The 14516-nt window shown below is 62.0% G+C and carries 14 protein-coding genes; all 14 read left to right on the plus strand.

Translation table 11 applies throughout. The annotated features are described in order from the left end of the window. Nucleotides 1-33 precede the first annotated feature (33 nt). The 14 genes from ACA054_RS08255 to fliM all read left to right on the plus strand — a co-directional run bounded on the left by ACA054_RS08255 (nt 34) and on the right by fliM (nt 14469). Complete coding sequence (locus ACA054_RS08255; protein ID WP_497690259.1) at nt 34-1251, plus strand: sensor histidine kinase; 1218 nt, start codon at nt 34-36, stop codon at nt 1249-1251. A 5-nt stretch (nt 1252-1256) separates the two neighbouring features. Continuing rightward, nucleotides 1257-2642: a sigma-54-dependent transcriptional regulator gene (locus ACA054_RS08260; RefSeq protein ID WP_497688956.1), complete on the plus strand. Its 1386-nt coding sequence runs from the start codon at nt 1257-1259 to the stop codon at nt 2640-2642. A 417-nt stretch (nt 2643-3059) separates the two neighbouring features. After that, nucleotides 3060-3389, plus strand: a complete 330-nt coding sequence (gene fliE, locus ACA054_RS08265; RefSeq protein WP_401309156.1) for a flagellar hook-basal body complex protein FliE — start codon at nt 3060-3062, stop codon at nt 3387-3389. A gap of 15 nt (nt 3390-3404) precedes the next feature. Further along, nucleotides 3405-5192 carry a flagellar basal-body MS-ring/collar protein FliF gene (gene fliF / locus ACA054_RS08270; protein WP_497688957.1) on the plus strand — a complete coding sequence of 596 codons (1788 nt, stop codon included), beginning with the start codon at nt 3405-3407 and terminating at the stop codon, nt 5190-5192. After that, nucleotides 5185-6204, plus strand: a complete 1020-nt coding sequence (gene fliG, locus ACA054_RS08275; protein ID WP_110746142.1) for a flagellar motor switch protein FliG — start codon at nt 5185-5187, stop codon at nt 6202-6204. Before fliF ends, fliG begins: the two co-directional genes overlap by 8 nt. 4 nt (nt 6205-6208) lie before the next feature. Further along, nucleotides 6209-6991, plus strand: a complete 783-nt coding sequence (fliH, locus tag ACA054_RS08280) for a flagellar assembly protein FliH (RefSeq protein WP_497688958.1) — start codon at nt 6209-6211, stop codon at nt 6989-6991. Continuing rightward, entirely contained in the window at nt 6981-8339 is a 1359-nt protein-coding gene (gene fliI / locus ACA054_RS08285; protein ID WP_046816899.1) for a flagellar protein export ATPase FliI, read from the plus strand. The genes fliH and fliI overlap by 11 nt, the downstream gene beginning before the upstream one ends. Before the next feature lie 6 nt (nt 8340-8345). Then, complete coding sequence (fliJ, locus tag ACA054_RS08290; protein WP_497688959.1) at nt 8346-8795, plus strand: flagellar export protein FliJ; 450 nt, start codon at nt 8346-8348, stop codon at nt 8793-8795. A 206-nt stretch (nt 8796-9001) separates the two neighbouring features. Continuing rightward, entirely contained in the window at nt 9002-9301 is a 300-nt protein-coding gene (locus ACA054_RS08295; RefSeq protein ID WP_497688960.1) for an STAS domain-containing protein, read from the plus strand. Nucleotides 9302-9306: 5 nt separating this feature from the next. Next, nucleotides 9307-11013, plus strand: a complete 1707-nt coding sequence (locus ACA054_RS08300) for an ATP-binding SpoIIE family protein phosphatase (protein WP_497688961.1) — start codon at nt 9307-9309, stop codon at nt 11011-11013. A 30-nt stretch (nt 11014-11043) separates the two neighbouring features. Further along, entirely contained in the window at nt 11044-11394 is a 351-nt protein-coding gene (locus ACA054_RS08305; protein ID WP_497688962.1) for an Hpt domain-containing protein, read from the plus strand. 101 nt (nt 11395-11495) lie between these two features. Beyond that, nucleotides 11496-12785, plus strand: a complete 1290-nt coding sequence (locus tag ACA054_RS08310) for a flagellar hook-length control protein FliK (protein ID WP_497688963.1) — start codon at nt 11496-11498, stop codon at nt 12783-12785. Between the two features lie 205 nt (nt 12786-12990). Next, nucleotides 12991-13491 (plus strand): flagellar basal body-associated protein FliL, encoded by a 501-nt coding sequence (gene fliL, locus ACA054_RS08315; RefSeq protein WP_497688964.1) that lies wholly within the window; start codon nt 12991-12993, stop codon nt 13489-13491. Nucleotides 13492-13500: 9 nt separating this feature from the next. Continuing rightward, entirely contained in the window at nt 13501-14469 is a 969-nt protein-coding gene (gene fliM / locus ACA054_RS08320; RefSeq protein WP_272605157.1) for a flagellar motor switch protein FliM, read from the plus strand. Nucleotides 14470-14516 lie beyond the last annotated feature (47 nt).

The raw sequence follows: 14516 nt of genomic DNA on the forward strand, positions 1-14516 counted from the left end.
GCGAGAGAGCACACCATGCCCCCATCCGCCCAGATGTCGCCTGCTCCAGATACCTTGCGGGATGCCCTGGGGCAATCGTCGTCCGTAGAGCAGGCGAGCCGGCTTGGCCTTGAGCAGGCGTTTGTCCTGTTCAACCAGATGTCGAGCCAACTGACCGATTCCTACAGCATGCTTGAAGCCCGGGTCACTGAGCTCAAGGGTGAGTTGGCGGTGGTCAGCGCTCAGCGCATGCAAGAGCTGGCGGAGAAAGAACGCCTGGCCAATCGCCTGCAACATCTGCTCGACCTTTTGCCCGGTGGCGTCATCGTCATCGACGCCCAGGGTATCGTGCGCGAAGCCAACCCGGCGGCGTGCGAACTGCTCGGCCTGCCCCTCGAAGACGAACTGTGGCGGCAGGTCATTGCCCGTTGCTTTGCACCCCGTGAAGACGACGGTCATGAAGTCTCCCTCAAGGATGGTCGGCGCCTGTCGATTGCCACGCGTTCGCTGGGTGCGGAACCTGGGCAACTGGTGCTGCTCAACGACCTGACCGAGACCCGTCATCTGCAAGATCAACTGGCGCGTCACGAACGCCTGTCTTCCCTGGGGCGCATGGTGGCGTCGCTGGCGCATCAGATTCGCACGCCGTTATCCGCGGCCCTGCTCTACGCCAGTCACTTGACCGAGCAGGCGCTGCCGGTTGCCACCCAGCAACGATTCGCCGGACGTCTCAAGGAGCGCTTGCATGAGCTGGAGCATCAGGTGCGCGACATGCTGGTGTTTGCGCGCGGCGAGCTGCCATTGACCGACCGCGTGACGCCGGCGCAGCTGATGCAATCACTGCAAGCGGCGGCGCAGACGCATGTGCAGGACCTGCCGATACGCTGGCAATGCGACAGTCATGTCGGTGAACTGCTGTGCAATCGCGACACCCTGGTCGGTGCGATCCTCAATCTTGTCGAGAACGCCATTCAGGCCAGTGCCGGTGATGTGCGCTTGAAAGTGCATCTGTACACCCGTGGAAACAACCTGCGGTTGTGCGTCAGCGATAGCGGCAGCGGTATCGACGGCGCTGTGCTGGCGCGTCTGGGGGAGCCGTTCTTCACCACCAAGACCACCGGGACCGGCCTCGGCCTCACCGTGGTCCAGGCTGTCGCGAGGGCACACCAGGGCGAGTTGCGCTTGCGCTCGCGGATCGGTCGCGGCACCTGTGCGCAGGTGCTGTTGCCGCTTTTTGTCAGTGAAAAAAGCAGCGTCCAGGGAGCGGAGTGAAAGTCATGGGTATCAAGGTTCTACTGGTCGAAGATGACCGCGCGTTGCGCGAAGCGCTGGCAGACACGCTGTTGCTTGCCGGCCACGATTACAAGGCCGTGGGGTCGGCAGAAGAAGCCCTGGAGGCTGCGGCGGCCGAAGCGTTCAATCTGGTGGTCAGCGACGTCAACATGCCGGGCATGGATGGTCATCAATTGCTCGCTTTGCTGCGGGCGCGACAGCCGCAACTGCCGGTGTTGCTGATGACGGCGCACGGTGCCGTCGAGCGCGCGGTGGATGCGATGCGCCAAGGGGCTGCGGATTACCTGGTCAAACCGTTCGAGCCCAAGGCGCTGCTTGACCTGGTTGCGCGGCATGCGCTGGGCAGTGTCGGCATCACCGATCACGAAGGCCCCGTGGCGTTCGAGCCGGCCAGTGCGCAGTTGCTGGAATTGGCCGCGCGGGTGGCGCGCAGTGATTCCACGGTGCTGATCTCCGGAGAATCCGGCACGGGCAAGGAAGTGCTGGCGCGCTACATTCACCAGCATTCTCATCGGGCCAGTCAGCCGTTCATTGCGATCAACTGCGCGGCGATTCCGGACAACATGCTGGAGGCCACGCTCTTCGGCCACGAAAAGGGCTCGTTCACCGGTGCTATCGCGGCGCAGGCCGGCAAGTTCGAACAGGCCGATGGCGGGACGCTCCTGCTCGATGAAATATCCGAAATGCCCCTGGGTCTGCAGGCCAAATTGCTGCGGGTGCTGCAAGAACGCGAGGTTGAGCGAGTCGGTGCGCGCAAGCCGATAGCCTTGGATATCCGCGTGGTCGCGACCACCAACCGGGACCTGGCCGGCGAGGTGGCGGCGGGGCGTTTTCGTGAAGACCTGTACTATCGCTTGTCGGTATTCCCGCTGGCCTGGCGGCCCTTGCGCGAGCGCACCGCCGATATCCTGCCGCTGGCCGAGCGCCTATTGGCCAGGCACGTCAATAAAATGAAGCATGCCGCGGCGAGACTGTCGGCCGCTGCCCAGGCGTGCCTGATCGCCTATCCGTGGCCGGGCAATGTGCGTGAGCTGGACAATGCGCTGCAGCGCGCGCTGATCCTGCAGCAGGGCGGCATCATCGAGCCGCAAGATTTCTGTCTAAGCGGGCCGATCGCTTGCGCGCCGTTGCCGCCATTGACACCCGCACCGGCGCCAGTGCGCGTGGTCGAGGCCGAGTCTGGCGGAGCGCTGGGCGACGATCTGCGGCGCCGTGAGTTCCAGATGATCATCGACACCCTGCGCACCGAGCGCGGCCGCCGCAAAGAGGCCGCCGAGCGCCTGGGCATCAGCCCGCGCACCTTGCGCTACAAGCTGGCGCAGATGCGCGATGCCGGAATGGACGTGGAAGCGTATTTATTTGCCACCTGACACACCGCGCCCTCCGGTTTGCCCCGTAGGAGCCAGGCTTGCCGGCGAAGAACGATGACGCGGTTTAACAGATACACCGCGGCGCCTGGTTCGCCTGTAGGAGCCAGGCTTGCCGGCGAAGAACGATGACGCGGTGTTACAGATACACCGCGGCGCCTGGTTCGCCTGTAGGAGCCAGGCTTGCCGGCGAAGAACGATGACGCGGTGTTACAGATACACCGCGGCGTCCCGTTCGCGGGCAAGCCTCGCTCCTACAGGCAAAAAATGATGGCGCGGTGTTACAGCCCCCGGGTCCCCTGCAAGCTAGCGCCGGGCCTTTTGTTTGAGGTGGACGCTGAGCTGGCACCCTTGTTGCTAACACCTCGTTACCCGCTGAGTGAGCGTCAAAAAATTGCGGGCCGCCAGAGAGAGTAGAGCATGAGCCAAGGTATTGAATTCAATCGATTGATGCTGGATATGCGCGCCATGCAAATGGACGCCATGTCTGCGCCGAAATCGACTGCCGCCGTCCCTGAACTGAATGGCAGCAGCTTTGCCGACATGCTCGGTCAGGCCGTCAACAAGGTCAACGACACCCAGCAAGCTTCATCGGCGTTGGCCAATGCCTTCGAGATCGGCAAGAGCGGTGTCGACCTGACGGACGTGATGATTTCCTCGCAAAAGGCCAGCGTGTCTTTCCAGGCACTGACCCAGGTGCGCAACAAGCTGGTTCAGGCTTACCAGGACATCATGCAGATGCCGGTTTAAGGACGAGATTGAATCATGGCAGATGCAACCGCTGACAATGTTCCGGCCAAGGCCAATTCCATAGACGGCAAGCCACCGCTGTTCGGATTGTCCTTCCTGGAAAACCTCTCCGAGATGACCATGCTGCGTCAGGTGGGCCTGTTGGTCGGCCTGGCCGCGAGCGTGGCGATTGGCTTTGCCGTGGTGTTGTGGTCCCAGCAGCCGGACTACCGTCCGCTGTACGGCAGCCTTGCCGGCATGGACGCCAAGCAAGTCATGGATACCCTGGCTGCCGCCGATATTGCCTATACCGTCGAACCCAATTCCGGCGCCTTGCTGGTCAAGGCCGAAGACCTGTCCCGTGCGCGTCTCAAGCTCGCGGGCGCTGGTGTCACTCCCAGCGATGGCAACATCGGTTTTGAAATCCTCGACAAGGAACAGGGCCTGGGTACCAGTCAGTTCATGGAAGCGACCCGTTATCGTCGCGGCCTGGAAGGCGAACTGGCGCGCACCATTTCCAGCCTGAACAATGTCAAGGGTGCCCGGGTGCACCTGGCGATCCCGAAAAGTTCGGTGTTCGTGCGCGACGAGCGCAAGCCGAGTGCTTCGGTGTTGGTCGAGCTGTATTCCGGGCGTTCGCTGGAGCCGGGCCAGGTCGTGGCCATCGTCAATCTGGTGGCGACCAGTGTTCCCGAACTCAGCAAATCGCAGATCACCGTCGTCGACCAGAAAGGCAACCTGCTCTCCGACCAGGCGGAAAACTCCGAACTGACCATGGCCGGCAAGCAATTCGATTACAGCCGCCGCATGGAGAGCATGCTCACCCAGCGCGTGCACAACATTCTGCAACCGGTGCTGGGTAACGACCGCTACAAAGCCGAAGTCTCGGCCGATGTCGACTTCAGCGCCGTCGAGTCCACCTCCGAACAATTCAACCCGGACCAGCCGGCGTTGCGCAGCGAGCAGTCGGTCAACGAACAGCGTACCGCCAGCAACGGCCCGCAAGGTGTGCCGGGTGCCCTGAGCAACCAGCCACCGTCGCCAGCCTCGGCGCCGCAAACCACCGGTGGCGCCACTGCGTCGGCCGGCATGGTGCAGCCCGGCCAACCATTGCTCGACGCCAACGGCCAGCAAGTCATGGACCCGGCCACCGGCCAGCCAATGCTCGCACCGTATCCGGCGGACAAGCGTCTGCAATCGACCAAGAACTTCGAACTCGACCGCTCCATCAGCCACACCAGGCAACAGCAGGGCCGATTGAATCGCCTGTCGGTCTCGGTGGTGGTCGATGACCAGGTCAAGCTCAACCCGGCCAACGGTGAAATCACCCGTGCGCCGTGGAGCGCCGATGAGTTGGCCCGTTTCACCCGCCTGGTCCAGGATGCGGTCGGTTTCGACGCCAGCCGTGGCGACAGCGTCAGCGTGATCAATATGCCGTTCTCCGCCGAGCGCGGTGAAGTGATTGCCGATATTCCGTTCTACTCCCAGCCGTGGTTCTGGGACATCGTCAAGCAGCTGTTGGGCATCCTGTTCATTCTGGTGCTGGTGTTCGGTGTGTTGCGTCCGGTGCTCAACAACATCACCGGTGGCGGCAAAGACAAGCAGTTGGCGGGCATTGGCAGCGACGTCGAGCTCGGTGGCATGGGCGGCCTGGACGGCGAGCTGGCCAACGACCGTATCAGCCTCGGCGGTCCGACCAGCATCCTGCTGCCGAGCCCGAGCGAAGGCTATGAAGCGCAGTTGAACGCAATCAAGAGTCTGGTGGCAGAAGATCCGGGTCGTGTCGCCCAGGTCGTGAAAGAGTGGATTAACGCAGATGAGTGATAACCGAGCCATTGCCGCCAAACTGAGCAAGGTCGACAAAGCCGCGATCCTGCTGCTGTCACTGGGCTCAACCGATGCGGCCCAGGTGCTGCGCCACATGGGGCCCAAAGAGGTCCAGCGGGTCGGCGTGGCCATGGCGCAGATGGGTAACGTGCACCGCGAGCAGGTCGAGCAGGTGATGAGCGAGTTCGTCGACATCGTCGGCGACCAGACCAGCCTGGGCGTCGGTTCCGATGACTACGTGCGCAAAATGCTCACCCAGGCCCTAGGCGAAGACAAGGCCAACGGCCTGATCGATCGCATTCTGCTGGGAGGCAATACCAGCGGCCTGGACAGCCTGAAGTGGATGGAGCCGCGCGCGGTCGCCGACGTAATTCGTTACGAACACCCACAGATCCAGGCGATCGTGGTGGCGTACCTCGATCCGGATCAAGCCGGCGAAGTGCTGGGCAACTTCGACCACAAGGTGCGCCTGGACATCATTCTGCGGGTTTCCTCGCTGAACACCGTGCAGCCTGCGGCCCTCAAGGAACTCAACCAGATTCTCGAGAAGCAGTTCTCCGGCAATTCCAATGCTTCGCGCACCAGCCTGGGCGGGATCAAGCGCGCGGCAGACATCATGAACTTCCTCGACAGCTCGATCGAAGGCCAGCTTATGGACTCGATCCGCGAAGTCGATGAAGACCTGTCCGGTCAGATCGAAGACCTCATGTTCGTGTTCAACAACCTGGCCGATGTCGACGACCGCGGTATCCAGGCGTTGCTGCGCGAAGTGTCCTCCGACGTGCTGGTGCTGGCCCTCAAGGGCTCGGACGAAAGCGTCAAGGAGAAGATCTTCAAGAACATGTCCAAGCGTGCGGCCGAACTGTTGCGCGACGATCTCGAGGCCAAGGGCCCGGTGCGCGTCAGCGATGTGGAAACAGCGCAGAAAGAAATCCTCACCATCGCCCGTCGTATGGCCGAGGCGGGCGAAATCGTGCTCGGCGGCAAGGGCGCCGAGGAAATGATCTGACACCATGGCCAAGAATGATGAGCTGCCCTCTGACCTGATCCGGGCGAGGGATGTCGGTGGTTTCGATACCTGGGCACTGCCCAGCTTCGATCCGCCGGCACCCGAGCCTGAGCCTGAGCCCGAACCCGAGCCGCCGGAAATGGAGGAGGTGCCGCTGGAGGAAGTCCAGCCACTGACCCTCGAAGAGCTCGAGAGCATTCGCCAGGAAGCCTACAACGAAGGTTTCGCGGTGGGCGAGAAAGAAGGCTTCCACAGCACCACGCTCAGGGTTCGTCAGGAAGCGGAAGTGGCGTTGGCGGCCAAGATCGCCGGTCTTGAGCAACTGATGGCGCATCTGTTCGAGCCCATCGCCGAACAAGACACCCTGATCGAAAAGTCCCTGATCGACCTTGTGCAGCACATCACCAAACAGGTGATCCAGCGCGAACTGGCCATTGACTCGACGCAGATCGAACACGTCATGCGCGAAGCCCTCAAGCTGCTGCCGTTGGGCGTCGACAACGTGCGGCTGTACATCAATCCGCAGGATTTCACGCAGGTCAAGGCCCTGCGCGAGCGTCATGAGGAAACCTGGCGCATCGTCGAGGACGAGGCGCTGTTGCCCGGTGGTTGCCGGGTCGAAACCGAGCACAGCCGTATTGATGCCACGGTCGAAACCCGTGTGGCGCGGGTGATGGACAAGCTGTTCGACCAGCTTCACGAACAAGCCTTGCACCCGGCTGCGCCGGACCTGAGCCTGGAGTTGCCCATCGAAAGCAAACCCGTGGCGGCTCCCGATGCGCCTTGAACGCACCAGTTTCGCCAAGCGCCTGGGCAGTTACGCCGAGGCCACTACCCTGGCTGGCGCACCGATCCTCGAAGGCCGCCTGCTGCGCATGGTCGGCCTGACCCTCGAAGCCGAGGGCTTGCGCGCGGCCATGGGCAGTCGCTGCATGGTCATCAACGATGACAGCTACCACCCGGTGCAGGTAGAAGCCGAAGTCATGGGCTTTTCCGGCAGCAAGGTATTCCTGATGCCGGTTGGCAGCGTGGCCGGCATCGCCCCCGGTGCCCGGGTGGTTCCCCTGTCCGACAGCGGTCGCTTGCCGATGGGCATGAGCATGCTTGGGCGCGTGCTCGACGGTGCCGGTCGAGCCCTGGACGGCAAGGGCGGGATGAAGGCCGAAGACTGGGTGCCGATGGACGGCCCGACCATCAACCCGCTCAAGCGCGAGCCGATCAGCGAGCCGCTGGATGTGGGCATTCGCTGCATCAACGGCATGTTGACGGTCGGGCGCGGTCAGCGGCTCGGGTTGTTCGCCGGTACCGGCGTCGGTAAATCCGTGCTGCTGGGCATGATGACGCGCTTTACCGAGGCCGACATTATCGTCGTCGGCTTGATCGGCGAGCGCGGTCGTGAGGTCAAGGAGTTCATCGAGCACATCCTCGGTGAAGAAGGGCTCAAGCGCTCGGTGGTGGTGGCCTCGCCCGCGGACGATGCGCCGCTGATGCGTCTGCGCGCCGCCATGTACTGCACGCGAATCGCCGAGTATTTTCGCGACAAGGGCAAGAACGTCCTGCTGCTGATGGATTCACTGACGCGTTTCGCCCAGGCCCAGCGGGAAATTGCCCTGGCCATCGGCGAGCCACCGGCGACCAAGGGTTATCCGCCCTCGGTGTTCGCCAAGTTGCCGAAACTGGTGGAGCGCGCGGGCAATGCCGAGAAGGGCGGTGGTTCGATCACCGCGTTCTATACCGTGCTGTCCGAAGGCGATGACCAGCAGGACCCGATTGCTGACTCGGCGCGGGGCGTGCTCGACGGGCACATCGTGCTGTCACGGCGACTGGCCGAGGAAGGCCATTACCCGGCCATCGATATCGAGGCCTCCATCAGCCGGGTCATGCCGGCGGTGGTGTCGCCGGAACACATGGCCCGGGCGCAGTACTTCAAGCAGTTGTGGTCGCGCTATCAGCAGAGTCGCGACCTGATCAGTGTCGGCGCCTACGTCGCCGGCGGTGACCGCGAGACCGACCTGGCGATTTCCCTGCAGCCGCAACTGGTCAAATACCTGCGCCAGGGCCTCAACGACAGCATCAGCCTGGGCGAAAGCGAAGCGTATCTCGCCTCGATCTTCGCGCCCGCGGCGGGCGGTTAACCGGCCATGGCCCAGAGTCGGGCGGGCCGCCTGGCCCCCGTGGTGGAAATGGCCGAGAAGGCCGAGAAAACCGCGGTCCAGCGTCTGGGGCACTTCCAGGGACAGGTACGTCTGGCCGAAAGCAAACTGGCCGACCTCGAAGCCTTTCGGCTCGACTATCAGGAGCAGTGGATCGTACGCGGCAGCGCCGGCGTGTCCGGCCAGTGGCTTTTGGGGTACCAGGGCTTTCTCGCGCAGTTGGGCACGGCCATCGATCAACAGCGGCAAAGCCTGGCTTGGCATCAGAACAACCTGAACAAGGCTCGGGACACCTGGCAACAGGCGTTCGCCCGGGTTGAAGGCTTGCGTAAGCTGGTCCAGCGCTACAGGGATGAAGCGCAGGCGCTGGAAGACAAGCGCGAGCAGAAACTGCTGGATGAGTTGTCCCAGCGCTTGCCGCGGCGGGATGCGTATTAAATCAGATGGATCGCGTTATCGTTCTTCGCGAGCAGGCTCGCTCCCACAGGAGGTCGCGTTCTTACATTGAAATGCGGTCAAACTGTGGGAGCGAGCCTGCTCGCGAAGGGGGCTCAAGACCTCCACAAATATCCCGCCTTGCCCCAACCTCTACCCAATGCTAAACCTTGTACAAGCAGGTTTACCAATGACAAGGAAGCCATGACATGTCAGTCGTTACAGAAATCTCTCCGGATGGGCAAAAGCTGACGATATCAATCAAGGGACGATTCGATTTCGGCAAGCATCAGGAATTTCGTGAATCCTACGAAAACCAAGAGCTCGCAGCGGTAGTGGTCGATCTGAAAGAAGCCACCTACCTCGACAGTTCCGCCTTGGGCATGCTGCTGCTGTTGCGTGATCACGCCGGCGGCGACGATTCCGATATCCGTGTCATCAACAGCAGTTCCGACGTGAAGAAGATCCTCGCCATTTCCAACTTCGACAAACTGTTCGACATCAGTTGATCACCGTGCAATCGGCACTCGAATCGCTGACGATCCTGATCGCCGAAGACAGCGCCGCCGACCGCATGCTGTTGTCGAGCATCGTCCGCCGCCAGGGGCATCAAGTGCTGACGGCTGCCAATGGCGCCGAGGCGGTCGAAGTGTTTCGCCTGCAACGTCCGCAACTGGTGTTGATGGACGCGATGATGCCGGTGATGGACGGCTTCGAGGCGGCCGCGCAAATCAAGGAATTGGCCGGGGACACCCTCGTGCCGATCATCTTCCTCACCTCGCTGTCGGAAAACCAGGCGTTGGTCCGCTGTCTGGAGGTCGGGGGTGACGATTTTCTGGCAAAGCCTTACAACCAGGTGATCCTCGCCGCCAAAATCAAGGCGATGGACCGCTTGCGGCGCTTGCAGGCCACCGTTGTGCAGCAGCGCGACCAGATCGCCAGGCACCATGAATATTTGCTTAACGAGCAGCGTGTGGCCAAGGCGGTGTTCGACAAGGTGGCCCATTCCGGCTGCCTGAATGCGCCCAACATCCGCTACCTGCAATCGCCCTATGCTTTATTCAACGGTGACTTGCTGTTGGCCGCGTTCACCCCGGCAGGGGACATGCATGTCTTGCTCGGTGATTTCACCGGCCATGGCCTGCCCGCCGCCGTGGGCGCCATGCCCCTGGCCGAAGTCTTCTACGGCATGACCGCCAAGGGTTACGGCCTGGCGGAAACCCTGCGCGAGATGAATGCCAAGCTCAAGCGCATCCTGCCGGTGGACATGTTCTGCTGCGCCACGATGCTGTGCCTGAGTTTCCAGAGCCGCTCGGTGGAAGTCTGGAACGGCGGCATGCCGGACGGCTATCTGCACAGCGTCGCCAGCGGCGAACGCACGCCACTGACGGCGCGGCATTTGCCGCTGGGTGTGCTGAGCCCGCAAACCTTCGATGATCGCACCGAAGTGTTTCCGATGGCCGTGGGTGATCGGGTATTCCTGCTGTCCGACGGGGTGATCGACACCTGCGATGCCGATGACCAGCTGTTTGGTGTGCAGCGGTTGCAGCAGGTATTTGCCGCCAATCGTCAGCCCGACACCTTGTTCCAGGACATCGAGCAGGCGCTTCGAGACTTTCGCGGTGAGGCGCGCGACGACGTCAGCATGGTCGAGGTCAGCCTGCTGGAACCCGCGCATTCGAGTCCGCCGGTGCCCATTTATTCCGACAGCGGCCAGTCCTGCCCCCTGGACTGGTCGGCCAGTTTCGAGTTTCGCGCCGCAACGCTCAAACGCTTCAACCCGTTGCCCTACCTTTTGCAATTGCTCCAGGAAGTGCACGGTCTGCGGGCTCAAAGCGGGGCGCTCTACAGTGTTCTGGCGGAGCTGTACTCCAACGCCCTGGAGCATGGGGTGCTGGGCCTGGACTCCAGCCTCAAGGGCGATGCGGCGGGTTTTACCCGTTATTATCAACAACGCAATGCACGCCTGGACGAACTGAAAGACGGTTATGTCCGGGTGCATTTGCAGGTCACGCCGGACGGCGAGGGTGGTTCCCTTGCGATTCGCGTCGAGGACAGCGGCAAGGGATTTGATGTCGGGAGAGTGCTGGAGCGCCCCGTCGATCCTGTCCGCCTGTCCGGACGCGGTGTCAGTCTGATCCGTCAGCTGGGTCATAATGCAAGCTGGTCCGACGAAGGTCGAAGTGCCCGCGTGGAGTTTTTCTGGAAGGCTCTGGCATAATCCGTGAATTCTTGATCAGGGAGCGAACAAGTGGCTGATGAACATCTGGACCTGTACGCACTGAGTGCGTTGCGCGAGGTCATGGAGGACGCGTATCCGCAGTTGCTGGATACCTTTCTCGCCGATTCCGAAGAGCGCCTGCAATCGTTGCGCAAGGCAGGGCAGGCTGCGCACTTGGTAGAAGTGGCTCACAGCTTCAAGGGCAGCAGCAGCAACATGGGGGCTGTCAGGCTCGCCGAGTTGTGTGGCGAGCTTGAGAAAAATGCTGAAAAGCTCTCGTCCCCGCAAATCCTCGAGCGGATCGCTGCAATCGACCTTGAGTTCGCGATCGTTCGACCTCTTTACGAAGCTGAGCGGCAGCGGTCCCTGGCGGAAAGTTGAGGTGTAAGGCGCTTTTCGTCGTCATCGGGAGAAACTGGCCCGGCCCTTGCTAATAACTCCTTCAACTGTACCTACGATCCCAGTGCAGCGGAGACCGTTAAATGCCCTTTACCCCCAATTCTCTCCTCCAGGCCGTCGCTCAGGCCAAGAGTCAGGCCGCCGCCGCGCCTTCCACGAAGGTTGCCGCCGAGCCCGGGGACAAGGCCTCCAACTTCTCTCAGGTCTACGCCACACAGGGCCGGAACGCATCTGTAGCGGCCGTTGATGGATCTTCTAAATCGCCACGTGACAAGGTTGCGGACAACGCCGGTAAAAAGGATGTCGGCAAGGATGACGCTGCCGCCGAGAAGCCCGCCGTTGCCGATAGCGGCAAAAGCTTGCCCGCCGATAAACCGGCGCAAGCCGACGACAAGCAGGCCAGTGATGCAACGGACGCCGGGCAGGCAGCGGTCGCCGATGCTGCGCCTGTTGACCCTGCCTCATTGCCAGCAGTCGCGACGCCGGTTGTGGCTGATCCACTACCCGTTGAAGCGATCGTTGCGTCGGTTGTTCCGCCGGCCGTCCCCGCCACCGATGCCGGTTTCGATCCCGAAGCCGACCCGCTCGACGCCCTGCCAGCCCTGCGCATGGCCATGGAGCAGAGCGGGCACGTCTCGGCCTCAAGCCAGGCGCAACCCAAGGCAGCACCGACAGAGGCCGACGGCGAGCGGACCGCGGCGCAGACCTTTGCCGCCGGCATGGCGAACATGCTCGATGTGCAAACCGACCAGGACAGTACCAGCCAGGGCGGCGAAAAGGCCTTCAGTGGCCTGATCGATGATGGCCTCAAGGACCTAAAGTCAGCCAGCAGCGATACCCGGGTCGACGATTTCGCCAACCGACTGGCGGCACTGACTCAGGCGGCCACGCCAAAAACCGCCAACGCCCTGCCGGTCAACCAGCCGATCGCGATGCACCAGAGCGGATGGACCGAAGAAGTGGTGAACCGGGTCATGTACCTGTCCAGCGCCAATCTCAAGGCGGCCGATATCCAGTTGCAGCCGGCCGAGCTCGGCCGCCTCGACATTCGGGTGAACATGGTGCCCGATCAACAGACCCAGGTGACGTTCATGAGCGCGCATCCGGGCGTGCGTGAAGCGCTGGACGGCCAGATGCAGCGTTTGCGCGACATGTTCACCCAGCAGGGCATGGGCCAGGTTGACGTCAACGTCTCCGACCAGTCCCGGGGGTCACAGGATCAGGCGCAGCATCAGCAGGCGCAGAGCGGGCGTGCCAGTGCCAGCGGCGGTCGCCTTGATTCGATGGATGACGAAATCGCCCCGAGCATTGCCGAAGTGGCTGCAACGGCCACACATGTGATTGGTTCCAGCGCCGTCGATTACTACGCCTGATCAAGGGCTGCACCATCCCTGTGGGAGCGAGCCTGCTCGCGAAGGGGCCGTAACAGTCAACATCTTCGTCGACTGTTACGCCGCTTTCGCGAGCAGGCTCGCTCCCACATGGGTTTGTGGGGCTTCCAGATCCGATCATTGGCATAACACTTGCTCCTGCCTTGCCGCGCGACTGTAAAAAACCGAATAGTGACGGATTATTGGCATGGCGAAGAGCGACGCAGCATTGAAAGACCCCGCAACCAAAGGCAAGCTCAAGCTGATCATCTTGATCGTGGTGGCGCTGCTGCTGGCGATCGGCTTGTCCGTGGGGGCGACCTGGTACTTCATGCACAGTGCCCAGAGCAAGCCTGCCGTCGTGGCTGAAATCACCCCCCTGGGCAAGCAGCCCGCGGTTTTCGAGCCGATGGCCCCGGCGTTCGTGGCCAACTACAACCAGAACGGTCGCCAGCGCTACATGCAAGTGAGCATCACCATGCTCGCGCGCAACCAGGTGGACCTGGATGCGCTCAAGGTGCACATGCCGGTGATCCGCAATAACCTGGTGATGCTGTTCTCCGGTCAGGATTTCGCGACCCTCGCCTCGCCGGTCGGCCAGGAAATGCTGCGTCAGAAGGCCACCGCCAGCGTCCAGGAAGTGGCGCAGAAAGAGCTCGGCAAAGTGGTGATCGAACAGTTGCTTTTCACTAATTTCGTACTGCAGTAGGAACTCGACATGGCCGTGCAGGACCTGCTGTCCCAGGATGAGATCGACGCGCTGCTGCATGGCGTCGACGATGGTCTGGTACAGACCGATATCGCTGCCGAACCCGGCACCGTCAAGAGCTACGACCTGACCAGCCAGGATCGCATCGTCCGTGGACGCATGCCGACCCTGGAAATGATCAACGAGCGTTTTGCCCGCTACACGCGCATCAGCATGTTCAACATGCTGCGCCGTTCGGCAGACGTGGCGGTCGGTGGCGTGCAGGTGATGAAGTTCGGCGAATACGTGCACTCGCTGTACGTGCCGACCAGTCTCAACCTGGTCAAGATCAAGCCGCTGCGCGGCACGGCGCTGTTCATCCTCGACGCCAAGCTGGTGTTCAAACTGGTGGACAACTTCTTCGGCGGCGATGGTCGCCACGCCAAGATCGAGGGGCGTGAATTCACCCCGACCGAGTTGCGTGTGGTGCGCATGGTCCTGGAGCAAGCCTTCGTCGACTTGAAAGAGGCCTGGCAGGCGATCATGGAAGTGAACTTCGAGTACATCAACTCGGAAGTGAACCCGGCCATGGCCAACATCGTCGGCCCGAGCGAAGCCATTGTGGTGTCGACCTTCCACATCGAACTCGATGGCGGTGGCGGTGACCTGCACGTGACCATGCCTTATTCGATGATCGAACCGGTGCGCGAAATGCTCGATGCCGGCTTCCAGTCCGATCTTGACGACCAGGACGAGCGTTGGGTCAACGCCTTGCGCCAGGATGTGTTGGATGTCGATGTACCGATCAACGCCACAGTTGCCCGTCGCCAGTTGAAGCTGCGCGACATCCTGCATATGCAGCCGGGGGATGTGATCCCGGTGGACATGCAGGAAGAGCTGGTCATGCGCGCCAACGGCGTGCCGGCCTTCAAGGTCAAGATGGGCTCGCACAAGGGCAACCTTGCACTGCAAGTGATCGAGCCGATCGAGCGTCGCTGAGGCGGCGCACTACCCCTATTAATTAACTCTTCTGATTGAAGAGTTGT

This window comes from Pseudomonas sp. LBUM1653, assembly GCF_059716115.1.